This window comes from Paenibacillus sp. EB106-05-06-XG162 (genome assembly GCF_058791655.1).
The window spans coordinates 43,242-68,069 of sequence record NZ_JBYTDT010000007.1 but is presented as its reverse complement, the minus strand read 5'-3'; the positions used below and the strand labels follow the sequence as shown (position 1 = coordinate 68,069).

Below are 24,828 nucleotides of genomic sequence, written 5' to 3'. Positions count from 1 at the left end.
GAGTAGTCATTCAACTCCACATAATTCCTCATCAATTTTATGATATCACATAGTGGAAATATATGGCGAAATAATTGTCTCTTTTCAAAGCAAAACCCCTTAAACCAAAAGGTCGAAGGGGTTAAAACACACTCTATTCCACTACCCACAATAATTCCCTCGCAAACACCCCATTTATTCGCCGCTACTTATGATACGGCTCTCCACGTTGTCTATAACTACAATTTAGTCAAGAATTTTTTTTACATGGAGTATTTACAGTGGACAACATTTGCGTGGTAAAATATAGAAAATTTTATAGGAGTGACGGTGTGTATGGCTATATATGAAGCATTGATAAGATGAATTTTTATCCAGTCATCCATTTATTATTTGATCTACCCAGCCACACCGAAGGGACTTCCCTTCCACCGCTCAAGGTACGAGAATCTTATTCGGGAGGGTTATGTTGATGCGGGATGCTGAAGAGGGGCAACAGAAGCACGGGCAGCAAGAGCACATCATGACGCTGCCATTGTTCTCCACCACAGACAGGAACGGACGGATGACTGCGCTAGAGCCGGGAAGACGCATAGGACGAGTGGTTCCACTGCTGCCGTGGTTGCTCGCATCTTCTGCACTGTGGGCACTAACTGGCTCCGTGCCGTTCGGCGCCCTGCTCGGCCTAGCGCCGACACCGGCGATCAGCATATTCCTCGGTCATCCGGTCACGGTGGGCGTCGCTGTGGTGCTGCTCTTCGTCTCGATCGGTGCGACAAGCGAAGTGTACTCCAGAGCGGTCGAGCAGTTCGGACAGACCAGGATCGGCGGCCTGTTCGCAAGGCTAGCTTTCACAGGAGGACTTGTCATCGTCGCGGCAATCCTCCTGCTCTGGACGCTGACAAGCGATCCATCGCGACCCTTCAACCTCGAAGCGATAGCAACGTCGCCAACGATTCCGCCAGAGCTCGGCGCAGTCGTCGGAGCTGGCTTTGCCCTCTGGACCGCGATCTTGCTCCTGCGGCTACCAGGATCGATCGCCCACGCCCGACGGCGTCAGGCGGACATCGAGCGCCTCCGCATGGAGGGATCGTCATTCATCGGAACGCTGACCGCCGTGAACTTTACTAACGTATGGCTCTTCAATCTCCCAATATTCACGGTCGAGGTAAGTTACATCGTCGATGGTAAGACATGTGTCGTTTTAGCACACATGCGCACCAGCGCCGAGCGCGTCCCCATTATCGGCTCGCGCTTGCTCGTGCTGACTGACGATCGCGGAAGCACCCACGTGGAGTTGGATCCGTTCAATAACGTGACATTCGATCCGGACGTGCGGAAATATGCAGCACCAGACGGTTGATCCTGCGGCCCTATCCACTTCGCTTGGGACCCCGCCCCACTAATCACTTAGGCAGACGGTTAGGTTTCTCAACTTCAGCTCGTAGCGTTTATGGTACGGTTCAGCATATCATTGAGCGAAAGAGAAGGCACCCGATCGGGTGCCTTCTCTTCTAATTCCTGTGGGGTCTTCATTTCAATCAGAGGGTCGTAATTTTAAAGCAACTTAATCAGCTCTTCTAGCTCATCAACTAATACTTTTGCAAGTTCGAAATCAGTATCTTTTAAAGCCAATTCTATTTTCATTTCAACTGCTTTTTTGTTTTGTTCCGCTTCTAAATAGTCTTTATCAAAATGACTAGCATAAATCATCTGTTTAAATTTTCGCATAGTCATTTTTCTAATCGTCTTATCTTCAATGATTAATACATAATCCATACCATTTACAACAGAATAGAAATCATGAGATATCATGAGAATCGCACCTTTATAATCTTCAATGGCTTTTTCCAGCGCGATTTGCGTATAGGTGTCTAAATGGCTTGTAGGTTCGTCAAGAAGCAATACGTTTGCCTTACTAGCAGAAACTTTAGCCAATTGGAGTATATTTTTTTCTCCACCAGATAAAGATGCTATCTTCTGATTAACGATTTCTCCTTCAAAGCCATAGTGAGATATATACGATCTAACCTCATCATAAGTGCTAAACCCAGCATCAATGAATTCTTCTAGTATTGTATTAGAATCCTTTAACACTTCGCCTTGAAGCTGAGATAGATAAGTCACTTTAGCATCCGCATTTATTTCAATGGAATCATGATTATTGTTAAAGATATCTCGGAGTAAAGTCGTTTTTCCGGTACCGTTTGGACCGATAATGGCTACTTTATCCGTAGATTTTATCTCAAAGCTAACATTGTCTAACAGCAGCTCATCAAAGGCAACACTATAATTATTGACATTTATAACAATGGTGTCTTCAATCTCATGATCAATATCAAAACTAATATTCGGTTGCTTAATATCAACAAATGGCGCTTTAATTCTACGCGCTTCCAATCTCTCTTGAAATCTAACTCTAGCTTTTAACGCTCTCCCTCTAGATGCTTCTGAATTAATAGTTGCGATAGCTCTTAGATTATCAATAATGTTATCGTATCTCTCAATTTCTTCTTGTTCAGCGACTGCGATTTCTTGCAACTCAATTTTTGTCTGAAGTAATGAGAAATTATACTCAATATATCGCCCATCAAACTCTTGGATCTCCATGTTTTCAAGGTGAATAATTTTGTTGAAACAATGATTCAATAGATATCGGTTGTGGGTAACAACTAGCAGTATGCCTTTGTGAGAATTAATAAGATTTTTAAGCGCATTTAGGTTTTCAAAATCTAAAAATACATCGGGCTCATCCATAACCATCAAGTCGGGACTACTAAGCATCTCCTTCATCACTTGAATAAGTTTGAATTCTCCACCACTCAGTTCGGATACCCTAACATCTTTTAGCTTCATGAGGTTTGCTAGATTTAGTTTTTTATTAATGTTGCTTTCAAAATTATCGCCGCCGATTGCATCAAACGCGTCTAAAGCTAATTGGTACTTTTCGAGTAACGGCTCAATATCCGATGATGTTTCCATTTCAGTACAAAGAGATTGTATTTCATTTTGTATTTTAATAAATTCTTCTCCAATATATTCAAAAACGGTTGTTTCTTTCGTTCTGTCTAGTTGAGAGAACTGACTTACATACCCAATTGTGCAGGTTGGATCTATCTCTAACTTGCCCTCGAACAAATATCTTTCTGGATCCATCAGTATATCGATCAGTGTACTTTTACCACTGCCACTTGTTCCTATAAAAGCGCAATGCTGTGCCTCTTCTAACGTAAATGAAATGTTTGTATATAGTTCTTTTTGTGGAAATGAGAAGGATAAGTTTTCAACTTTTATCATGGTATTACCTTTCTTTATTACTAAATTTGTGACTATTATTGAAAGTATCGTAGAGCATAGAGTTTGAGTTTATCGTTGTAAGAGTAACACTGTTTACAACCAACTTCAATCCATTTGTATGGCTCTCCCTTGGGGGTCAAAGTTCCTTACTACCTCCTGACGAATAGCCAACGGAATAGGCCGGGAAGCTTTTGGGGAGGCTGCAGGGGTGAGCTGAATAGCCTTGTTGAATGCTCGTGTAAACGCCTCTTGTGATGAGAGTCCATACTTTACGGCAACATCCAGAACCCGCTGATCCTTCAAGTCCTCAGATATACCCCCGCAATGTCATCCCGGTTAATTGATTGAACTGTCTGGAACAATGTTACTTGTGATAAGGTTCTCCGCGCTGTCTGTAACGGCAAGTTTTAGCCCATTATATTGTCATTCTCCTTTTGCAAGAAGAGAAGTGTTAGTTCGTTCACAACATCCGCATGCTCCATAGTCAGGGAATGACTTGCCCCAGCAATTAAATGGGTCTCAAGATTAGGAATTAAACGTCTAGCATTTGCTATTGCCTTCTCGGCCGGGTATATTACTTCTTTATCTCCTATAAGGAGCAGAGTAGGAATATTGTAACTTTGGAATTCCTCTTTATCAAATACAGAGGGCATTACCTGCAGAAGTGGTTTCGCATGACGATAACCCGCAATGACTTGGGCACGAAATACAGGGTCTAATGGCTCCCCCTTGCCTGAGAACCATTTAAAAGCATTGTCGATCCACAGCTCTGTATGAAACAATAATGCAGGGTAAATCTTTGTGAAGAATTTCAAACTTATTCTATGGAAAGTACCGGCTGGAGCATAAAGCATTAATTTTGATACGCGATCTGGATATGCAAGCGAAAAATTTAAAGATAAGAACCCGCCCATCGAGTGACCTGCCAAATCCACCTTATTGAACTGCATGGCGTTCAAAACTTCAAGAATCCACTGGTGGGCGGCCCTCCTATTCTTTATGGCAACTTCTGGCTTGCTTTTACCGAAATCACCCATAACGTCAACGGCATAAACACAGCGTTCTTGAATCAGCTGTTTCATATTGGGAAACCACATCGTACTACTCATTGTCATTCCATGAAGGAGAAACAATGGTTTCTTACTCGTATCACCGAAACATAGTACATGTGTATCTCCGAATGTTGTCGGGATATAACGTGACGTCATTTCCATTTCAAACATATCTAAACTTCTTTGATAACAAAGATAGTATTCTTTTTCGGTTGCTCCGCTCTTAAAGATAGATCCCACAAAACACCTCCCAATTTCGATACTCCATACTTATTTTATCATGAAAAACTTGCCGTTACTTATGATACGGTTCAGCTTAACGGGGCTATCGGCGAAAAGTAAGAAGGAGCATGGCGGGCGCATAGTTACGAACCTTTCAATATCCGATTCTGCTTTCATACATCTACACAGAAAGCCGCCGAAGTAATCGGCGGCCTTATTATTGATGATTCAACTATCGTACCCGTTAACGTAATAAATGCTGTTTCCGTAGACTTATAATCGTTATGTGATTGAATGCAATATTTGATACCCGATCAATCCTAATACAATAACAGGAATCACAGCTTTCTAAATAAGATGTCTAATTCTTATCAGAAAGCTTCCCTCTCGTTATTTGTTATTGTCTTGAGCGGTTGCACTAATCGATGAATCCCGATTTCCGCAGCAATTTTTGCAAAATCGTCGCTACCTCAGCTCGTGTCATTGGATCGGCAGGAGCGATACTCGGTCACTTTTCCCGGATACAAGTCCTTCTTTGACACTTACGGCTATGCCGGCTTTCGCATAGCCTGCGATCCAACTCAATCCCCTCTTGTATCAAGACTTTGCTCCTACTGGTTAATCATTTCGTTCCAGCCTCATTAATCCGTTATAGAAGTCATTTTAATTTGGGTGAGGTTTTCTAAGTTGATTTCAATTTGTAGTTCGGTATGTTCATTAATAGCTATTAGGATTTTATCTTTAATTTCTAAGCTTCTAATAGGGTTTGAATTTTCAAAAAATATACCCCATACCAAACGGTCTTCAGCATCCGTACAGGCAATGAAGCCTTCATTTCCCATTGCCCCATCACCGCCACAGATTTTCCCGCCTTGATACTCAATACTGACCCATGCATCAACGACCGTCCAACAGTCCTCATTATACTTTGCTAAGCTTTCAAGGCTTGTGTCACACAAAGGTGAGCAGAAAAAGTTGCGTTCATTTGTGTTGGGGTTATATGTACAATAACAATTTAAAAGGGTTATCGTACCGTTTGGAAAGAGAATGCAATTAAATCCAGGCAGTTCATGCTTATCAACATTCCAATGTTCCGTAATAGAAAAATTCATAATAAATCCCCTTGTATTCGACCGATCAATCTAATATAGCTCGTGAAAATAAGTCTTTTATTAATGTGTCATCTTCACAAGCATCCTTAAAAGCGATGGCAAAACTGAACATGGAATCTCTATTGTCTGTGTATGCAGCAAACATACTGCCTTCTGGGTCAAATCGTATGACATCAACGAAATGAGGCATTAGTTCTGCAAGAAACACGGTTGCTAATGAAGCCCAATCATATCCACTTCCCTCAAATCCTTCTTCGGCACGTGTTTGAAAAAGCTCATGCTTATAGGTTCCAACATTTAAAATCATTGATAGGCTTTCATCACTATGTATAACTAGCATAAATGGATCTATTTTTTCATTAACCTCTGACAAACGGGGATCATACCTCATCTCTTTTTTAACGTTCATGATAGGGGTGGTTTCATTTCCTGCACTATTATCGGCATTGAGACTCATTTTCAAAAACATGCTGGCTTGTGAATCTTTAGGGTCTAGCGCTACACATTGTTCAAAAGCAACGATCGCTCCCTTATACTGTTTAAGGTAATAATAAGCATATCCGATTCGAAAATGCCAAAGAGAGTCGTGCTCACCTTGTTCTTGCACAGATAAGAAACAGTTGATAGCTTCACTATATTCTCCTTGGTTATTCAATGCTCTTCCCAAATGGCAAACCAAGTCATAGTCTCTGTCTGCTTCGGGTATTTTCTTAATTGTTGTGATGATCTTTTTATACTTATTCTCGTTATGCCAAAGCGTGAGCTGTTCCAATAGATCGTTATCCATCTTTATTTCCTCCTCATGTAGTTCGTTTATGTTTAGCTCACTGTAATGTTTACTTATCCGCCTGAGTTCATCTCGCACTTCCATTAAAGCAAAGCCTAACAAGTTTTGACCCTTCCATTCCAAAGGATCATTAACTGAATTATGATCAGAAGACATGCCTATACCCCATATGTTGTCATATGGACTGGCTTCTACTAATATTTTATTTTCTGTTTGTAATAGAAATTGCATCAGCTTAGGGTTCTGTAGAAACTTGGCATAGTTGCCGTTTAGCACAATGGAATTTCGTTTGCTTATCCATTTTGCCTCATCAAAGTTGGTTACTTTCCTGCCTAACGCTTTGATTTCTTTCGGATTATCGCTATTTAAAATCCTTTCGAGCATATCCTTATCGTCAAAAACGGTTGCTTTTTCTGCCATCATATATTGTTCCATACAGCAATATGTATGGGTCTCAATTACAAATTGTTCTTTCCACCACTGACTTAAGCAAGATGTTGTAATATGACCGTTACTACTTGGTTGGTGTCCCCAAAAGAATAAATATTGTAATTCTTCACCACTTTTAACTTTTTCACGTATCCAATTCATCGAATAAACGGGTTTGCCTTCAACATTCCAAAGCAGGTCACCTTCATTATCATAACAATCTTCATCAAGATGATCTTCTTCGTACCAGCCAAGCCAACCTTTAGGTTCTGGAAACATTTCATGATAGTTATTCTGATCTTCAATGCTTAATGCAGAAAACCAATCTCCAAATTCATACTTATAACTCTCGCCCATCCCCATTCTCCAACCTATACTGTACCTTCCTATGTATGGATACATAAGCCATAGTGGTGCCATTCGTTTATTATTATCAAGTGATTTGCTCAAGTTTCTCTCACGCCTTATCTATTATTAATAGAAGCATAGTCCTTTTCACAGATATCACCATTCAAAAAAAAGCTCCTCAATTAGCGCCTCAAAGGAAACCGCTAATAACTCGAACTCCCCATTATCGTGGTAACAAATAAAGACGTTTCCTGCTTCATTGATGATAATCGGATTACCGGAGCCATCTATAGAAATGGCATAGCTGGTGCGTAAAACTTCTGCAAAGGGTGGGTTATTAAATTGTTCACGGGCCCCAAGAGTCAAATCGACAACCGTTTCGTTTCCGAGGCTGGAGCCATTTGAGAATGCATGTACGGCAAGCCCTGCATATGCCCCTCCGAAAGTCTGGATAAAATGTAAATAGTCCTCATGAAAGCTTACATTCAAACGCTGCTGTGCATTAACAATTTCCTCTTGTTTCGCTGGAATGCCTAGTAGTGTGCTATTATCCTCTCGATGAAGGAACGTCGTTAGTCTCTCCATTAAAGCAGCTTTCATAGAATAGTTGTCCTTTCTCCCTTTATTTCTTTTAAGCCATAATCCCTATTCCCTTCAGGCACAAGCTCTGTTACATCACAGGCAAGCGGTCTTTGATCTTTCGACAATAGCTGTCATTAGACATGTCTGGTAAAAGGTTAAAATTTGTATCCTTTTTCATTGCGATTTAACCTCTCTGTATTCGGTTTTTTTAAAAAATTTCTTTAATTTAATAACTTTTCTCTATTGCTATCAGTTTTCCCTCTATTTGATCGATTTTCATTCTCTCCTTGCGCCAGTACAGTGATCGTGTGATTTTCGGTTACTGGATAATAAAAGACTTGATAGTTGATCTCCTCGACCGTTGTACTCACCGACTTCTGTTCCTTCAGCTTGTCTTGGCTGCGACGTAGCTCCTTCTTGGACATAATCGTCGTAATGTAGAATAGATACGCCTAAGCTTCTTTATCCTCGGCGCAACCCAAAAAGCGAGAGGGGATTTTCATCCTCTATCCCGCTCTAGCCTACAAACTCTCCTATTTCATCTCAGTGAAAATCCTATCGTATCATGCGCCGAAAACGCTTTGTTTCAAATCAGAGCCGTCAACCAAACCAGCCTCCGCTGCGTATACTCGCCACTTATATTCCAAGCGATCAAAGTCCTTCGTATTACTCGGATTGGAGTCCAGTATCCAGCTCCTATAAGAATCAACCTTCTCGACTGGCGGTACACCAACCTCATCCAGCAGGTAATCCGCGTAGTTTAATACAACCTCGGGATAGAAACTACATGCACTGCGGCTCCGTTATTAGTTCCATTGGTGATTCCATGCTAAGCTCCCCATACTCCAATACGACCATGAGCAGGGTAAAATCGTTGCCGTCACTTATGGTACGGTTCCCCCCGATTAATCTTCACCGCTCGATAAATCTGCTCCACGAGCACAAGCCGCATCAATTGGTGCGGCAGCGTCATACGGCCGAAGGACAACTTCGACTGCGCGTGAGACAACACCGCCTCGGACAGGCCGTTCGAGCCCCCGATGACATAAGCAATCGTGCTCGTACCATAGGTGCCCAGCTTGTCCATGTGTACTGCGAGATCCTCACTCGACCACAATTGGCCGCCGATGGCCAAGGCCACGACATGAGTATCGGGCTTGATATGTGCTAGAATCTTATCGCCTTCCTTCTCTTGCACTTGGCGCATTTCTGCATCACTCATGTTCTCCGGCGCTTTCTCATCAGGTACCTCATGTACGGTTAATTTAACATACGGCGCAAGACGCTTACTATACTCTGCAATCCCCTGAACGAGGTATTTTTCCTTCAATTTTCCTACACACACGATCTGTATATTCAACGAATATCGCTCCTTCTAACGTTGTTGGCATCGACCCATATAATCGCATTATTATATCACAGGCAAGGGATTTGAGATGAATATATGCTAATCACTACCTTAGTAGTTCTATAAAGTAATACTATAATATCGATAGTGGTGATCTGGTGAACGACACCTAATATCTTACAAAATCGAATCGTCGCGGAATTTGGATAGAAAAACAGGGCGAAATCCAGTGAAAATCGTCAAAATAGGGTGAAAAAACGCAAAAAGAGGGAGGGGATGAAATAGAAAGTGACATCATATGGGTTTTTGTTACAAATGACTCGAAAATACGTGACATGAACTTCAATATTAATGTTATGTATATGTAATGTATAAAATTCACAAATTTGACCCCTTCTTGCTCACGAATTTACCCAAAAACAGACCATGATAGGGTGCTGTCAGAACGATTTTTCTATTATAAAGGTGTACTGTAGGATGAAAAATCGATTTAAACGGGTTGCCGCCTGCTGCGTGGACAGAAGGCGATCCTCATCCAGCTGTAAATCATGCAAAACCATTAATATCGAGAATAAACACAAGACCGATTCTATAGGTCCTAGAATCCCCTTTGAAATATGAGACGAATCAAATTACCTTCATAACCATTCTCACCCTTTACAGTTTCCCATAATCCTCTACATGCCATTCACCATACATCTCCCTCGGCCCAACACCAATAGATGGAGTTATCAACAACCTCCACCTAGTAAAAATCCACCCGAAACCCTGTGGATATCTTTTATTTTTACCCAAAACGCCCTTTTACCGACATATCCACAGCCCTCAACGCACAAAAAAAAAAGAGCCCGATCTCTCGGGCCCTTCACCTACACAATTAAGAATTTCGCTTCATGCTCGCATTCCATGCATTTGACCGGCGGCTTCCACTGCGGGAAATCCACCTCGTTCAGATCCACCACATCCGGTGCATCCTCGAATTCATCGACAAATCGATCGATGGCTAATTCAACGTGATCTTTACATACGACATACATGCACATGTCCCTCTTTCTCTTAGCTGCTATTAGCGTATCCGATTCGGCCCCGGTCTACTCCTGAGGACGATCGGTTAACTTCACTTCTGTGGTCATTCCTTTGCCTTCCCGATAATACGAGACCAGCATCGTATCGCCGACTTTCTTATGCTCATACAGATACTTACGAAGATCAAGCGTTGATGTGATCTCCTCGTTATCCAGCTTCACAATGACATCATTCAGCTCGAGTCCTGCCGTCTCCGAAGGCCCGCTCGCTTCCATGACGATCACGCCGTCCTTCACGGACGACGGCAGCTTCAGACTCTTCCGCTGCTCCTCCGTAATCGGCGCATATTCATTGTTCAGATCAATCGTATAGACACCCATGTAGGCGCGAATGACGCGGCCTTCTTGGATGATCTCATTGGCAATCTTCATCGCCTGATTGATCGGAATTGCGAAGCCAATGCCTTCGACGCCAACATCAGCGATCTTCATCGAGTTCACACCGATCACTTGCCCCTGCAAATTCACCAGCGCGCCGCCGCTATTGCCTTCATTGATCGCCGCATCGGTCTGAATGACCTCTGCCTCCCAATCGTACGTGCCATCACCATTCAGCGATACAGGGACGACCTGGAGTGTCTTACTGATGATCCCGTATGATAGAGAATCACCAAGTCCAAGCGCATTGCCGATCGCGAGCACCATCTCGCCGCGCCGCAGCTTCGTTGAATCCCCAATTACAGCAGCTTCCGGCAGGTTATCATCTTCCACCGACAAGACCGCAATATCCGTCGTATGATCCTTCCCGACGACCGTAGCCGATATTTTCCTTGCATTATTGTTAAGAACCACCTGCACAGCATTCGCACCTTCTATAACATGCGCATTCGTGAGAATGAGTGCCCGGCCCTCTTCTTTTCTGAAAATAATCCCCGAACCCAGCCCAGCATCCACCGTCTTATCATCTTTCTTCTGACGGTTTACGACGCTAACAACAGACGGGCTCACTTGATCAGACACATCAATAATTCGTTCGAACGGATCTCCCGACAACGCGCCCTGATTCTTCGTCTCCATGCCCGAGCCTGCACGTGCTGTCCCTTCGATATGGCCGCCAGCACCTGTAATCCAGCTGAATAACACAATCCCTACAGCTGCACTACATACTGAACTCACAACCGATATTTGAAGCGTTGACCAACGCCTTCTGGGACCCAATTTACGTGTACCTCTACGAGCAATTAACTTTTTGATAGGCCTAGAAACCTTCGGTGAATAGAAATCATCATCGAAAAAGCTCACTCGGGTCATCCCCTCTCTCAATCTCGCAAAAATCGTAGGAATGTTTTGACCCCTAACTGCCTACAATAATACTAGACGATAAAAGCTAGATTATAGAGAAGACGACAAATCTACTTCTCTATGATTCTTCCCTATCATAACATAAACCAACCCCTGAAAGGAGACGAATTACAATGACAATGACCAATCGCACTTTGGATCATGTGAACGTAGTTGCGAAGCTCGCAGACCTTAAGGAGGAGCACTACCGTAACACGCTTGCCCTCTGTACACTCATCGAATTGCTCGTGGACAAAGGTCTGTTCACTCGCGAAGAAATCGCCGCCAAAGCCAATGAGCTCGATCAGCTTATGGTTTTCCCACCTTATCCCATGGCGTAGGACGATCATAGTACGTATCTCTCAATTCGAACTCTTTTTCCTTGAAAAAGTGCCCATGATCCTCCATCACATCCCGTACCGTCATTTTGGCGAGATCCATCAAGTTATGCTCTCGGCTTAAATGTGCCAGATACGTTCGCTTCAGCTTCGCCGTCATCAACTGACTCAGTGCCTCGCCCGACGCTTCATTGGACAAATGCCCAACATCGCTCAAGATACGCCGCTTGATATTCCAAGGGTACCGGCCCATCCGCAGCATCTCCACATCATGATTGGACTCCAGCACGAGGACATCCGAATCCGAGATTGCCGCTTTCACCTTATCGCTCATGTAGCCTAAGTCTGTCGCAAGGCTCAACTTCTCTTCGCCATCGTAGAAACAGTACCCGACAGGCTCGGCTGCATCATGCGAAATGCCGTACGATTCCACGCGCAACGTCCCGAAATCCAGCGCTTCCCCCGTCTGCATCACGACCTTCTTTTCCTCTGCAATATTACCAATATGCTTCTCTAACGCTTCCCATGTCGCCTCATTTGCATAGATCGGCAAATCATATTTACGCGCCAGTGCGCCAAGCCCCTTAATATGATCCGAATGCTCGTGCGTAATCATGACCGCATCAATATTCGCAGGCTGAACCCCTTGTTCCTCGAACAATTCGTTCATTCGTTTCATACTCAGACCGACATCGACGAGCACCGTCGCAGACTCATTCTGTATCACTGTCGCATTGCCGGTGGAACCACTCGACAACACGGTAAACTGCATCCCCATGTTTCACTACTCCTTTTGCTGCTCTCCCTTAGGATGATAGACTTCTGCGCTAATCGCATTCACGAAGTATATATCCCCGCTCTCAAGTACGATCCGCCATGCCGGCGCCGTCACGAGCGTCTCATTATAGACCTGCCCATGGTATCCAAGCTTAATCTCCTTCACAACCGAGCCCGTCGGCAGGAACTTCTCAATCAAGATCCCCAGTGCATTCGTCGCCGGCAGCACCTTCTGCTCCTTATCGGCTTTTTCCTTCGATTCGAGCTCAACCACCTTATTCTCCCGGTACGCCACGATGTTCTGATTCGCGTAGAATAGCTCTAGGCTTACTTCGAACATCGGCCACTTGTTATCGAGCATATACTGCAGTCGGAATACACCATCCGGGCTCGTAGGCGGGCTTGTAGGCGGGTCAAAGACATACCTCTCAATCGTTGGAACCTCATCCTTCAACGCTTTACGCAATTCCTTCTCATTGAAGATCAACTGACTCGACACCGGTGCCGGCAGATCCACCCGATTCGTATTCTGCTCCTCATCGACGAACTGGAACGTCCGCTCGATGAGCGCCGGTGTCTCAGATGGGATCTTGCCCTGCACCTGAATGAGCTTCATCTCCATTTGTTTCTTCGTATCTTCCGGCAGCGAGGTCCAGTCCAGATTGGAGCTGAGCTGCTCCCTTACATCAAGCCATAACTGGTACCCCAGAATAATATTGAGAATCAGAAAAGCAAGAATCAAGACACTCTTCGCACGACTCCAATCCATGGACACCCTCCTTTTCGGTGAAAATGATAAAACCTGCTGTTATTTCAAATAATCCATCGAGCCATCTTCCAGACGAACCGCCCACGTCGGAATTAACCGAATGACTTTATCCGTCAGGAAAGGGCGATATGCTGGGAAAACCCACTGCACTTTATTATTCGTAGTATCGAGATAACGTTTGAACATCATCGCGAGCTCATCGCCGCCTGGCAGCGTCCGCAGCTGCTTCAGTGACGCACGATCATCCAAGTAAATGAGCGATCGTTGATAGCTCGTGACAACCCCCTGCTGCACGCTCAGACGAATGTTGCCGAAGCGGAACATCGAATCCGTCACAATCGGATAGCCGCCATAATACTGCTGGAAGACCACTTCCGTACCATCCACCTGAACGGGTGAAATCGAAAGCCGATGCGTGCCGTTCCAGCCCCCATGCTGATTCACGAACTGCACGGCCGAGAGTACGTTCTCGCTGACGTCATTCGCACCCTCAACCCGAGCAACCGGGTCCGAGTACGTCACCCATTGATGTTCGGGACGTACTTGCAAGCTCCGCTTACTATCTGTATAAATCTCCGAGCCATCCTTCTCCTTAATATTGCGTGTCGTACTCGGATCGAAGAAGAGATTATGCTGCATCTGCTCCGCCGTGAACACCTCATACGGCACTTCAATTTGGACCATATTCAGCGGCTTATCCGGCAGATAATACTGATCATACAACAAACGATAGCTGTCCCACGCTTGCCCGAATTCCACGTGCTGCTTCACGTCCTGCACCGTCAAATCGGCCTTCGTTGCCTCATAGACCACCTGGTTTCTGCTGCTGAAGAACAGAGCGCGTACCGTCTCCTTATCGTCGGAGGTGAAGATCCAGATGCGGTTAATCATTTCATCCCCGAATTCAGGATCACCTTGAATTTGCATCACCTTGCGCAGCAAGGTCACAGGAACACCTTGTCCGTATACCAGCTCGATCCCTGGATCTTCGTTTCGAATACGGGATAGGTCAAGCAAGTGCGTGGAAGTCCGTTGGAACCCATCGAATTTCCGTCCTTGCAGACGTTTGAAGATTTCTTTGTAAAAAATATAATCCGGTGAGAATACCGTATGCTTGCCCCCGCCCAAATGCAGTACCATTTGCTCCGGAAAGACCAGATTCTCGATCTTCTCTTCCGGCCCCATCTCTTCCGTCTTCACATAACTGCTCTCGGACTTCTGAATGGGCTCGAAATTCGGCATGCTGTAGGATAGGAAGTAGCTCTGTACCAAGCTAAGCACGACCAAGAAAGTCAGGATAAGGGTCTTGGATTTCTCCATCATGATGCCTCACTTCCTTCATCCAGTGTGGAAATCGTGAACGTCACCTTGGTGCCGACGCCTAGCTCCGATTCAAGACTAATCGTTCCGCCATGTGCCTTCACAATTTCCCGGGCAATGGATAGCCCTAATCCCGTACCGCCCATACTGCGTGACCTCGCCTTGTCGACGCGGTAGAAACGGTCGAAAATACGGTCCAGGTCCTTCTTCGGAATCCCCATCCCCGTATCCTTGATTGAGATTGCAATGCGGTCATTACCTGCTTTATGCGCCTCCAGCTCAATGACACCGCCGTCTGGCGTGTATTTAATCGCATTGGACATCAAGTTATCCAGTACCTGATCGATCTGATCCCGATCCAGTACAACCTGATCAACGCCATTCGCAATGAATATCGAGGGCTTAATTCGCCGCTGCTTCATCTGGAAGGAGAACCGGTCAGCCACTTCCTCCAGCATCTCCACCATATTCGTCGGCTTCTTCCGCAGAATCGCCTGCTTCGAGTCTAATCGTGATAGATGCAGCAGGTCCGTAACGAGCCTTATCATCCGCTCCGTCTCGTTCCGAATGACACCAACGAATCTCCCTGCGAGCTGCGGCTCCTCAAGTGCACCGTCATCGAGCGCTTCGACGTAGCTCTTAATCGTCGTAAGTGGCGTACGCAGCTCATGCGATACATTCGCGACGAACTCGCGCCGTGATTGCTCCAGCTTTTCCTGCTCGGTGACGTCTTGAAGAACCACGATGGTTCCCGTTACCCCTTCGCCACGGCGATGAATCGTGGAGAACATGACACGCAAGATTAGCTCCTGTTCTTGCTCCTGGTCGATGCCCAGATTCATCAGCATTGAAGGTCTAGCCTCTTGCTCCATCGTGTTAATATGCTGCATCGAGATCCCGAGCAGCTCCGTGATATCTTGGTCTGTCGCGCCCCGCTCCTCAACCCGGAGCATCTCCTTCGCACGACGATTCATGACAATGATATGTCCCTGTTCATCGGTCGCAAGCACGCCGTCACTCATATTGGTGAGGACCGACTGCAGCTTCTCCTTTTCTTCCTCATGCAGGGATAACGCATGGTGAAGCCGCTGCGTCATATAGTTGAACGCCTCACTGAGCTGGCCGATCTCATCATTCCCCATGACAGGTGATCGCAGCTCGAAATTCCCTTCGGCGACATCGGTCGCATGCTTCGTGATCTCCTTAATCGGGCTCGTGATCGTATGGGCCAGTATGACCCCGAGCAGAGCCGTCAATCCAAGCGCGATCAATGTCCCAGAGACAAATATATTATTAATGCGTTCGATCGTATCGTAGAGCTCCTTCATTGAAGCGACGATATAAATCGCACCTACGACCTTCGTGCCATTCATAACCGGCTTGGCTACAATCTTCTTCCGCACGCGGTTCTCATCGATCATCTCGTCTTCATTGTCGCGAATACCTTGTAAAGCACGGCTAACAACCGTCTGAGTATTTTTACGGCCAATATAGGCCTGATGCGCTTGCAGCGAGGTCGTCAGTACTTTCCCCGACGCATCCAGCACCTGGATTTCCCCGTCGTTAATATTAATGAGGTCTCGTACGAGGTCATTCAACCCTTCAATATTCAAGGAATCTGACGTCTGCTCGTCCACTTTCGGTGTCAAATATCGTACGGCATAGATGGAGAGCATCTCACCTTTACTATTCAAATCCCGCGTAAAACTGCTCGTTAACGAATTTTTCATCACGCTCACGAAATACACACCAATGAGCTGCATCGCAATCAAGATGAGCAGCACATAGATAATGATTAACTTCGCTTGGATCGTGCGAAAAAAACGTACCCATTTCATGAAATTACAGTCCTCCTGTTTTTGGGCTGCGCATCATATAACCAAGACCGCGACGCGTCGTAATAAATTCCGGTTTGCTTGGATCATCCTCAATCTTCTCGCGCAAGCGGCGAATCGTCACATCAACCGTCCGCACATCGCCGAAGTATTCGAAGCCCCATACGGCTTGCAATAGATGCTCCCGGGTCATCACTTTCCCGCTGCTGCGGATCATGTAGTGTAGAAGCTCAAATTCCCGGTGCGTCAAATCTACCGGCTCGCCGTTCTTATAGACAACGTACATATCCGTATCAATGAACAGATTGAAATAAGCAACGCCCTGCCGCTCTTCGACCGCAGAATCGACCGCCGAAGTCTGTACGACCTTCGTCTGACGGCGCAGGTGAGCCTTCACACGCGCGAGCAGTTCCCGTGTACTGAACGGCTTCGTCACATAATCGTCCGCCCCCAGCTCAAGACCAAGCACCTTATCGATCTCCGTATCTTTCGCCGTTAACATAATAATCGGTGTCTGCAGATGCTGCCGCACTTCGCGGCATACATCCATGCCGTCTTTTACTGGCAACATAAGATCAAGAAGGATCAAATCCGGCTGTTCCTGCAACGCAAGCTCCACTGCCGCGCCCCCGTCAAACGCACAAATGACCTGGTAGCCTTCTTTCTCCAAGTTGAATTTCAATATATCGGCAATCGGCTGCTCATCATCGACTACAAGAATTTTTCCGATCATAGGATAAACCGCCCCTAACTATACAATGATTCTTCTATTCTAACACATAGAGACGAGCCTTTCCTAACAACTCGCAGGTCCTAGACAAAGAAAAAAACACCAGTGAACGGTAACCCGCTCCATGGTGCTCTCCTCTGATCAAACCTTATTATTCGATATAAGTGCTATACTCAACAAAATCACAAATACTATAGATAACTTAATGGATTCCGTAACGAACCATTCTTATGAATTTCGAAATGTAGATGCGTACCCGTGGAACGTCCTGTGTTACCCATAATACCGATAAGCTGGCCTTTTTCCACAACTGCACCCTTCTTCACCTTAATGCTGCTCAGATGTCCGTACAGCGTCTGGTAGCCGTTCTTATGGTCTATAATGATGACATTCCCGTAACCACTCTTCGTACCTGCAAAAGTAACGACGCCGTCATCTGCCGATTTAATATTATGGTTTGACGAGGTCAAATCGACCCCTTTGTGTATACGTCCCCAACGTTTACCGTATGGGCTCGATAAACTCGCACCTGAGACAGGATAAGCGAAGTTCCCTGAACCTTCACCAATAACAACCTTCGTCCCGCGCACAATAATTTCCGGAATGGCTGCCGTAATAACCTTCTGTCCTAGCCATTGTTCAATGACCAGATCGCCGTTATGCTTGGTTAACATATACGACATTTGCTTCAGTCCTGGCTTCCCTTGACGGATCACCTTCGACTCACCTGCCCGCATCTTCGGATCCTTCTGGATAATCGTCTGCGGCTCAATTACAATATTCTCTGTTACTTTCTCGACGGTTGCAACCGTAACCGCTGGCTTCGTCACCGTTAGATCGATCTCTTGACCAATTTTAAGTGTGAACTCATCTACCGTTGGATTGTTCTTATAGATAACCCCTTGCGTTACGCCATATTTATGTGCAATTCCTGAGATTGTGTCGCCTTCCTTAACCTTGTAGGTAATCGGAGCAATTTCGCCCTTCGTTAATAGCTGATAAGCTTCCTTCTCGGATAGAATCTTAGACGGATCTGACTTCACGGGAACCGTCTCTACTTCTTCTTTGAAACCGATCGACTCTAGACGCTTCATCGGTGTTTTAACGTTGTTCGTCGGCGATGCGCTCACAGAGAGCGTTCTCACTTGTTTGGCTGGCGCTTTAGCGGCAGGCTCATATTGACTCTTCACCTTCGCGAGAATGGCATCTGCAGTATCCTGATCCTTCACCGTTCCGACGACTTTGCCATTAATCTCAAGCGCAACCCCCGTTGCTGTTGGCACGAGAAGCTTGCCTAGCTTGGCTAACGTTTCGTTATTATCCACCGTCGGTTTGTATTCCTTCGTTGTACTGTAGCTAATCTGATCTGCATTAAGCGACATATGTACATTCGGGTAGTCCTTCTTCGCTTCCTTCGTCTTCAGCGCAACCAATTGATTCACAAGCGCTTTGTTGTTGACGGAGCCTACTTCCTTGCCATTCATATATACTTTATAATATTCGACCGTGTTCGCTGTTACATACTGGTTGCCTGCAAAAGCAGCCACACCTACGAAGAACAAGCTACCGACGGCGATGATCAATTGTTTCTTAGGACGCTTCAGCCATGCTGGTAACGTAAAACGTGATTTTTCATTTACATCCGACATACTATTCTCCTTTGCGTGGTATTTTCCATTTCAGGTCTGCAAAAAGTGTCAAAATTTTAACCTTTTTGCTCAACGAAACTACTTTACCACAGCTTTCCTACCAAATTCAACTCCACGAGTAGGAATAGAGGCACGTTCCATAATTTGTCGAATATGTCAAATCAGCGTCTTTTGGCATGGTTTTGAAGACAAAAACAAACAGGCGTTCGCCTGTTTGACTATGGATTGATTCTTATTTTGAAACCGCATACCATATCTTGTACGTTAGACAATTTTCCAGTCCAAAGGAATCTATATTGTCCCTCGTGTTTATTGCTTCAATAATTCTATCAATTTGTCATATTCTTCGGTGCTCACATATTTGGCAATGATCTGTTCTACCTCGGTCAATTCACTTCCAGTGAGTCCATCCTCCACGGCATTCAGAACCGTCTGAAGCTCATTCGCTGGAATTTTCGAGATCAGTGTCGTGAATACCTTCTCCTTCTCTTCCTTTGATAAGCCATCCTTCGCCTTGGCGATGGCATCCGAAGGGATGATCACGTCTTCCTTCGGTGTGGTTGCAGGAGGCAGCGCAGGATCGGCCGTCGCCTTGCCAGAGCTGCTGCTGCCAGTTGCGCCCGTGGCACCCGGCGCTTCGCCTCCCGCAGGGGCGCCTCGCCCACCAGCGGCGGCATCGTCATGGCCGCTGCCAGTTGCCGCTGGCGGCTCCGTCACCCCGCCAAACGCGGGGACGGCGCCATCTTGCGGCTTGGCAGACGACCCCGCCGCGTCGTCTGCCATCGCGGGAGCGGAGCCGGCGCCCGTGCTGCTCGGCTTGCCTCCGCCCCACAACGAAGACAGCGCGAATGGCTTGCCTTCGAGCTGGATGTTAAATTTCTTCAATACGCTATCTATATACGAATTGACTATCAATCCGGTTGTAATCAGCGTTAATGAACTGACAAGAATAACGAGACCTAATAACTTGGATAGTTTCATAAGCAGTCGTACCATAAGATCATTCCTCCATTTCCTACCAAACAGACATACTTCTTAGTATTAACGGAAACGTAGGGTAACATTCGCTGTAACGCACATTTTTTTCACACTGTAGACAGATAAAAAACGCGCCCGAAGGCGCGTTACGACGTTACTATATAGTTAGATGACGCGGCGGAATCTTCCTACCACTTCTGCCGTCTGGACGATATTAATGAATGCTCTCGGGTCTACCTCAAGCACACGCTTGCGCAGAACCGGCAGCTCACTGCGCGTCGTTACGGTCATCAGCATGTAGTTCTCTGTATGGCTGTAACATCCATATGCCTTCACCATCGTAATACCATGCGGGAACTTAATTAGTTCTTCCGCCATGAGGTCACTCTTCTGCGTAATGATAAATGCTGTTACCTTCATATGCCGCACATGAATCATATCAATGCATTTGCCTTTAATGAACAAGGAGAGTAATGAATAGAATGCAACATCCCAGCTGACCAAGAACCCGAGAAACACGATGATCACCGAGTTCAGTACCGACAACACGGTACCAAGCGGGAAATCTCTTTTTTGCGTCACGATGAATCCAATAATATCGAACCCGCCAGTCGATCCTCCGACACGCAGTGAATATCCTACGCCAATCGCAATGACAATTCCGCCAACAATCGCTCCCATAATCGGGTCTGACGTGACATGATAGGCAGGTATGTATTGCAAGGTGATCGTCGTAACGACGACGGATAACAAGCTGAGTAGAATGAACCTACGTCCGAGCGAAATCCAGCCCCACACGATGACGGGTACGTTCAGGACGAAATAGACGAGGGATACATTCCAATTCGCTGCATATTGCATAATCATCGCGATCCCCGGAATACCGCCGCTTAATAGTTGATGAGGCGTTAAGAATAACTGAATACCTAGCCCGACGAGTATCCCGCATATGATCGTGACGCAGAGATCCTGTATGAGTTTCATCCAGCGTTCTCGAGGTGACTGTTCCTCTGGTTGTGCCATGTTATAAATCCTTCCTATCTGTTAGAAAATGATACATAAGAAGCGGCGATCACATCGCCCTGCTCTTATCGATTGAAATTCTGTCCAATTGGACGAACTCCACTGTACCATGTTCCTGGACGCATGCCTATAACAAATATTTCATTTCTTGCCATTCTTCCATAGTATCACTCGAATTATATACTTCTTATTCCTTAGATGATAGTTCTCCGAACCATATGCCCGTCCAAGACGGAACAATCGGGCTATTCTCCCGCTCAATTAGATCACCCAACGCATCTCCGAAAAAATCTCGGCACAACAGCGCCGCCTGCTGCACCGAATCGAACGCAAAGCTCGTATCCAGAATCGTCTTCGTTAAGCGATACTCCTCTTCCAACGCCCTCATATAATTCACGAGAAAATCCGGAGCCTCTGGCTGCGCATGGCCGGTCCCCAGCGTCTCTAGAATCATTATCTTCCCCTTCGGTCTCAGCACCCGCCGAATTTCCTGCATCAGCTGCTTCAAATGGAGTTCATGTTGTGGATTGCTCGCGCTTGCCAAGTAGCAAATACTCCAGCCAGCCATCACGAGATCTACCGACTGGTCTTCAAGCGGGAGCCTCTCCCGCATATCTGCAACCTGAACTCGAACGTGCTGGAGTCCTATCCCCGCGAGCTTCGCCTCCGCCCGCTTCAACATCCCCTCGGATGCATCCAAGGCTGTAATCGACCTGACATGGAGGGCTATAATACAGGACAGCCTGCCTGTCCCTGCTCCTAGATCCAACACATCGAGATCTTTCCCTGCACCTGCACAGACATTCCCTAGGAAATAATCAATGTTCTTCGCACGATCTTCCTTCGCAATTAAGGCATCATAACGCTCTGCAACGGGCAGCGCATATACCTCCGTACTGCGAAGACTGCCCGCTCCTTGCACGTCGGTCTCCTTCATTCCCTGTTTTTTCTCCTTCTGATTCATTCGAGTTCCTCCTCTATGTTCATGCATTCTTGCACAGCATAGAGGTTCTCGTAAGGAGAAGCTCAAGCCCTAATCTGAAGCTCGAATCGCATAGACCACATGCAGAACCTCAGTATATGCTTGATGCATCGTGACATAGCCGTGATCGCGCAACCAAGCGAGGAGCTGCGATATATCAGCGTACATCCGCTCATGGAGTGATCGCAATACGTCTTGATCCCCTTCGGCTTCCTTCATCTCCCGATATCGTTCTCGGGCTTCCTCATGCTCGAACATGACATCGACGAGACAGATTCGGCCCCGTGGCTTTAACACGCGTGTCATCTCTTCTAGAGCGAGTGGCTTCTGTTCCTCGGTCAGATGATGGAGCGTGAAGCTGCTCACGACGAAATCGAAGGTCCGCTCGAAATAGGGGATCGATAACCAATTCCCAAGTCTTGTCGGTAGGTTAGGAAGCTTGCGCCGACTCTCGTTCAGCATTGATTGCGACTGATCCAGGCCCGACATCATAGCACCCTGCGCTAGAAATCGTTCCGCCAAATTTCCCGTTCCAATGCCAATATCCAGCCCTTGTTCCCCTGCGCGGGGCGCGATCCATTCGACCATCCGATCCAATAGTAGCGCATACTTCCCGCCAATCTCCTTCGCAAAAGGTCTAAGATGTGCAGGCGAACCTTGTTCGACTTCCTCATCATAGATAGCTGCCAATTGGTCGAAGTCCCACCGATCCTTCCATGCATTACGGGAATCTCGAAGCCGCTTCGAGCCTTCCGCCATCCTATAGAGCCAAGTCTGATCCACTTTATGCTCCATCTGTACCCGCTCCAGCATGCGGTCCGCCGTCTCAATCAATTGTTTCATCTCCAGAAATTCGCGATAAAGCTGATTCCGATGCTGTTCGAGTATATCTTGCAGAGGGGCCGTATCTCCTTGATCCAGACCCTCCAGCATTACTTTAATTTGCTCTACCGGCACGCCGATTTCTCGAAGGGCAATAATCGTCTTCAGCTGTCCAATATGCTCCTCTGTGAATAGGCGATATTGATTGCCCGGTTCTTTGTCCGGCGTAATTAGCCCTTTCTCCTCATAGAACCGAATCGCCCGTGCGGATACATTCAATTGACTCGCTACCTCCGTAATTTTCACCGTCCCGATCACCTCCCCCTCAGTATAAAGCTTACCGTAAGGAGAAGGTACCTCCCTCCCGCAAAAAAAACTCCAACCTTTGCCTTCACAGCTCAGATTGGAGTCCCTGTTCCTATACACGTCTACACGTGCAAATCTCGTTTGTTATAACCCACATACGTAAGGATAAGCGATCCCACCAGGATCAGCGCCGTCAGCCCGATAAATCGTCCATCAAGCCCTCCGCCGTACATCACATGCTTCGCATCGAAATATTTGAATGGCGTCAAATATTTCATCCAATCGATATTCCCGCTAATATCGATCGCTATCGATAGAATGAACGTGAATAACAGAATGGCCGTTGAGATCGAGACCGCCCGTTTCGGATACCGACTCACTCCGGCTATGGCTAGACCAATCCCGAGGAACAACAATTGAAGTAAGAACATCCCGACCATCAGCAGCATGATGTCTTGATTCACCGATTCCCCATGGCTGTATGGGTTCACGAGGAGAATGGAACTCCCCAGCATCACGAGATTGAATATAACGAGCTGCGTCAGAGCAGCTAGGAGCTTAAACGTCAGCATCTGGCTGCGGGAGATCGGCTTCACGAGCAGGAACTCAGCTGTCTTATCCCGTTCTTCCTTGGAGAGGATATTCGCACCGAGCATCGCGGCATGGATGGTCGCCATTAAGAGTAGGTAAATGAAAATCGCCCCATAATACCCACTTGCCTTCGATAAATCAAACGTCCCGACACCCATGACGGCCTGCAGCGATTTCGGCATATCCGCCATCAATTCATTCATCGACGCACCTGAACCGGACATCGACAATCCCGCATATTTGCTCATACTCGCACCGACCATGGCAATAATCCCGATACACCATAGAATGAGCGACTTGCGATGCGCCTTCATTTCTCGAGTCCAGAGATTCATGATTATAGCCTCCCTTTATCCATACGCAAGCTTACAGCATCGCCTGCAGCCTTAGACGGCATGGATATCTCTCTTTCGATACACGACATAACTGATGGCGATGGCTGCCACGACAATTCCAAGCCCAAGCCAGAGGAATGGCCCCTCATAGCTGGCATACTGCACGATGTAAGCCGGGTCGAAATATTTAAAAGGCGTGAAATACCGAATCGCCCCATCCCCTGTCGTCGCACCGAGCATGCCGATGATAAAGAACGCGAATACTGTGCCAAGGGAGATCGGCAATACGGATTTGATCTTAAGCACCAGGACCGAGACGAAGAATCCTAACGCCATGAATATCAATTGGATAAAAAATAACGTCACGGAGATCATCATCAGCTTCGACATCTCGAAGTCACCATTCTTCACAGCCAATACCATGATCGTCGATGCAGCAAGATAGATAACATTCGTAATCAGAAGCGAGATGAGAGCTGCGAGCAGCTTGGAGGTCACGATTTGGGTCCGGGTTACCGGCTTCGTTAACAGGAAATCCGCCGTCTTCTCCCGCATCTCCTTCGACAAGATCGAAGTCCCTAAATTCATCGCCTGAATGGCGCCGCAGAGTGAGATGTACATGAATACATAAGCATAGAATCCGAGAATCGAGGTAATCGTCTCGATCTGTACGCCAACGGCCTTTAGCACCGCTTCCGGCATGGTCTGCAGCAGCGATTTGAACTGATCTGCATCCCTTGCGAAGGTCGGGAACATCGATAAGAGAAGCACGACCATCGCAACGAGCGTACACGTCCATATGATGGTCGATTTGCGATAAGCCTTGAGTTCATGCAAGACCATATTCATGG

Annotated in this window: 22 protein-coding genes; 2 read left to right on the top strand and 20 right to left on the bottom strand. The window is 46.4% G+C overall.

Going from position 1 to position 24,828, the window contains the following annotated elements; genetic code table 11:
* Positions 1–451: 451 nt before the first annotated feature.
* A complete protein-coding gene (locus AC3WU2_RS16465) occupies positions 452–1,342 on the top strand; it encodes a hypothetical protein (RefSeq protein WP_492455963.1) in 891 nt (296 codons plus the stop codon).
* A 194-nt stretch (positions 1,343–1,536) separates the two neighbouring features.
* Here AC3WU2_RS16465 and AC3WU2_RS16460 read toward each other — a convergent pair whose 3' ends face one another.
* The 8 genes from AC3WU2_RS16460 to AC3WU2_RS16425 form a co-directional block, all read right to left on the bottom strand.
* Entirely contained in the window at positions 1,537–3,276 is a 1,740-nt protein-coding gene (locus AC3WU2_RS16460; protein WP_492455961.1) for an ABC-F family ATP-binding cassette domain-containing protein, read from the bottom strand.
* Positions 3,277–3,683: 407 nt separating this feature from the next.
* A complete protein-coding gene (locus AC3WU2_RS16455; protein ID WP_492455959.1) occupies positions 3,684–4,568 on the bottom strand; it encodes an alpha/beta fold hydrolase in 885 nt (294 codons plus the stop codon).
* A gap of 623 nt (positions 4,569–5,191) precedes the next feature.
* Positions 5,192–5,662, bottom strand: coding sequence for a hypothetical protein (locus tag AC3WU2_RS16450; protein WP_492455957.1), 471 nt, complete (start codon positions 5,660–5,662; stop codon positions 5,192–5,194).
* Between the two features lie 25 nt (positions 5,663–5,687).
* The gene (gene ybiA, locus AC3WU2_RS16445) at positions 5,688–7,235 is read right to left on the bottom strand and encodes a riboflavin biosynthesis intermediates N-glycosidase (RefSeq protein ID WP_492455955.1); all 1,548 of its coding nucleotides are present in this window, start codon (positions 7,233–7,235) and stop codon (positions 5,688–5,690) included.
* Between the two features lie 147 nt (positions 7,236–7,382).
* A complete protein-coding gene (locus AC3WU2_RS16440; protein WP_492455953.1) occupies positions 7,383–7,826 on the bottom strand; it encodes an SMI1/KNR4 family protein in 444 nt (147 codons plus the stop codon).
* Between the two features lie 862 nt (positions 7,827–8,688).
* The gene (rlmH, locus tag AC3WU2_RS16435; RefSeq protein WP_492455951.1) at positions 8,689–9,168 is read right to left on the bottom strand and encodes a 23S rRNA (pseudouridine(1915)-N(3))-methyltransferase RlmH; all 480 of its coding nucleotides are present in this window, start codon (positions 9,166–9,168) and stop codon (positions 8,689–8,691) included.
* Positions 9,169–10,025: 857 nt separating this feature from the next.
* A complete protein-coding gene (locus tag AC3WU2_RS16430; RefSeq protein WP_018754203.1) occupies positions 10,026–10,193 on the bottom strand; it encodes a CxxH/CxxC protein in 168 nt (55 codons plus the stop codon).
* Positions 10,194–10,247: 54 nt separating this feature from the next.
* A complete protein-coding gene (locus AC3WU2_RS16425; protein WP_492455948.1) occupies positions 10,248–11,483 on the bottom strand; it encodes a S1C family serine protease in 1,236 nt (411 codons plus the stop codon).
* 173 nt (positions 11,484–11,656) lie between these two features.
* Here AC3WU2_RS16425 and AC3WU2_RS16420 point away from each other — a divergent pair, with 173 nt between their 5' ends.
* Complete coding sequence (locus AC3WU2_RS16420) at positions 11,657–11,863, top strand: hypothetical protein (RefSeq protein ID WP_492455946.1); 207 nt, start codon at positions 11,657–11,659, stop codon at positions 11,861–11,863.
* Here the strand turns inward: AC3WU2_RS16420 and AC3WU2_RS16415 are convergent.
* From AC3WU2_RS16415 to AC3WU2_RS16360, 12 genes are all read right to left on the bottom strand, one after another.
* Positions 11,832–12,638, bottom strand: coding sequence for an MBL fold metallo-hydrolase (locus tag AC3WU2_RS16415; RefSeq protein ID WP_379351713.1), 807 nt, complete (start codon positions 12,636–12,638; stop codon positions 11,832–11,834). The two genes, AC3WU2_RS16420 and AC3WU2_RS16415, sit on opposite strands and share 32 nt — an antisense overlap.
* A gap of 6 nt (positions 12,639–12,644) precedes the next feature.
* Complete coding sequence (gene yycI, locus AC3WU2_RS16410; protein ID WP_018754199.1) at positions 12,645–13,406, bottom strand: two-component system regulatory protein YycI; 762 nt, start codon at positions 13,404–13,406, stop codon at positions 12,645–12,647.
* 39 nt (positions 13,407–13,445) lie between these two features.
* Positions 13,446–14,729, bottom strand: coding sequence for a YycH family regulatory protein (locus AC3WU2_RS16405; RefSeq protein WP_492455942.1), 1,284 nt, complete (start codon positions 14,727–14,729; stop codon positions 13,446–13,448).
* Entirely contained in the window at positions 14,726–16,564 is a 1,839-nt protein-coding gene (gene walK / locus AC3WU2_RS16400; protein WP_492455940.1) for a cell wall metabolism sensor histidine kinase WalK, read from the bottom strand. Before walK ends, AC3WU2_RS16405 begins: the two co-directional genes overlap by 4 nt.
* A 4-nt stretch (positions 16,565–16,568) precedes the next feature.
* Positions 16,569–17,294, bottom strand: coding sequence for a response regulator YycF (gene yycF, locus AC3WU2_RS16395; RefSeq protein ID WP_018754196.1), 726 nt, complete (start codon positions 17,292–17,294; stop codon positions 16,569–16,571).
* A 188-nt stretch (positions 17,295–17,482) separates the two neighbouring features.
* On the bottom strand, positions 17,483–18,940 hold the full coding sequence (locus AC3WU2_RS16390; RefSeq protein WP_492455937.1) for a peptidoglycan DD-metalloendopeptidase family protein: 1,458 nt from the start codon (positions 18,938–18,940) through the stop codon (positions 17,483–17,485).
* A 309-nt stretch (positions 18,941–19,249) separates the two neighbouring features.
* Entirely contained in the window at positions 19,250–19,936 is a 687-nt protein-coding gene (locus AC3WU2_RS16385) for a hypothetical protein (protein WP_492455935.1), read from the bottom strand.
* Positions 19,937–20,083: 147 nt separating this feature from the next.
* Positions 20,084–20,941, bottom strand: a complete 858-nt coding sequence (locus tag AC3WU2_RS16380) for a YitT family protein (RefSeq protein WP_492455933.1) — start codon at positions 20,939–20,941, stop codon at positions 20,084–20,086.
* Positions 20,942–21,128: 187 nt separating this feature from the next.
* Positions 21,129–21,905 (bottom strand): class I SAM-dependent methyltransferase, encoded by a 777-nt coding sequence (locus AC3WU2_RS16375; RefSeq protein WP_492455931.1) that lies wholly within the window; start codon positions 21,903–21,905, stop codon positions 21,129–21,131.
* A 69-nt stretch (positions 21,906–21,974) separates the two neighbouring features.
* On the bottom strand, positions 21,975–23,051 hold the full coding sequence (locus AC3WU2_RS16370) for a MerR family transcriptional regulator (protein WP_492455929.1): 1,077 nt from the start codon (positions 23,049–23,051) through the stop codon (positions 21,975–21,977).
* Between the two features lie 122 nt (positions 23,052–23,173).
* Positions 23,174–23,977, bottom strand: coding sequence for an ABC transporter permease subunit (locus AC3WU2_RS16365; protein ID WP_492455927.1), 804 nt, complete (start codon positions 23,975–23,977; stop codon positions 23,174–23,176).
* A 51-nt stretch (positions 23,978–24,028) separates the two neighbouring features.
* A complete protein-coding gene (locus AC3WU2_RS16360; protein ID WP_492455925.1) occupies positions 24,029–24,826 on the bottom strand; it encodes an ABC transporter permease subunit in 798 nt (265 codons plus the stop codon).
* Positions 24,827–24,828: the final 2 nt, after the last annotated feature.

Excerpts from the sequence above, each read along its gene's own strand:
- AC3WU2_RS16465 (WP_492455963.1), top strand. The coding sequence starts at position 452 with ATGCGGGATGCTGAAGAGGGGCAACAGAAGCACGGGCAGCAAGAGCAC.
- AC3WU2_RS16460 (WP_492455961.1), bottom strand. The coding sequence starts at position 3,276 with ATGATAAAAGTTGAAAACTTATCCTTCTCATTTCCACAAAAAGAACTA.
- AC3WU2_RS16450 (WP_492455957.1), bottom strand. The coding sequence starts at position 5,662 with ATGAATTTTTCTATTACGGAACATTGGAATGTTGATAAGCATGAACTG.
- ybiA (WP_492455955.1), bottom strand. The coding sequence starts at position 7,235 with ATGGGCGAGAGTTATAAGTATGAATTTGGAGATTGGTTTTCTGCATTA.
- AC3WU2_RS16440 (WP_492455953.1), bottom strand. The coding sequence starts at position 7,826 with ATGAAAGCTGCTTTAATGGAGAGACTAACGACGTTCCTTCATCGAGAG.
- AC3WU2_RS16430 (WP_018754203.1), bottom strand. The coding sequence starts at position 10,193 with ATGTATGTCGTATGTAAAGATCACGTTGAATTAGCCATCGATCGATTT.
- AC3WU2_RS16420 (WP_492455946.1), top strand. The coding sequence starts at position 11,657 with ATGACAATGACCAATCGCACTTTGGATCATGTGAACGTAGTTGCGAAG.
- AC3WU2_RS16415 (WP_379351713.1), bottom strand. The coding sequence starts at position 12,638 with ATGGGGATGCAGTTTACCGTGTTGTCGAGTGGTTCCACCGGCAATGCG.
- yycI (WP_018754199.1), bottom strand. The coding sequence starts at position 13,406 with ATGGATTGGAGTCGTGCGAAGAGTGTCTTGATTCTTGCTTTTCTGATT.
- AC3WU2_RS16405 (WP_492455942.1), bottom strand. The coding sequence starts at position 14,729 with ATGATGGAGAAATCCAAGACCCTTATCCTGACTTTCTTGGTCGTGCTT.
- walK (WP_492455940.1), bottom strand. The coding sequence starts at position 16,564 with ATGAAATGGGTACGTTTTTTTCGCACGATCCAAGCGAAGTTAATCATT.
- yycF (WP_018754196.1), bottom strand. The coding sequence starts at position 17,294 with ATGATCGGAAAAATTCTTGTAGTCGATGATGAGCAGCCGATTGCCGAT.
- AC3WU2_RS16390 (WP_492455937.1), bottom strand. The coding sequence starts at position 18,940 with ATGTCGGATGTAAATGAAAAATCACGTTTTACGTTACCAGCATGGCTG.
- AC3WU2_RS16385 (WP_492455935.1), bottom strand. The coding sequence starts at position 19,936 with ATGGTACGACTGCTTATGAAACTATCCAAGTTATTAGGTCTCGTTATT.
- AC3WU2_RS16380 (WP_492455933.1), bottom strand. The coding sequence starts at position 20,941 with ATGGCACAACCAGAGGAACAGTCACCTCGAGAACGCTGGATGAAACTC.
- AC3WU2_RS16375 (WP_492455931.1), bottom strand. The coding sequence starts at position 21,905 with ATGAATCAGAAGGAGAAAAAACAGGGAATGAAGGAGACCGACGTGCAA.
- AC3WU2_RS16365 (WP_492455927.1), bottom strand. The coding sequence starts at position 23,977 with ATGAATCTCTGGACTCGAGAAATGAAGGCGCATCGCAAGTCGCTCATT.
- AC3WU2_RS16360 (WP_492455925.1), bottom strand. The coding sequence starts at position 24,826 with ATGAATATGGTCTTGCATGAACTCAAGGCTTATCGCAAATCGACCATC.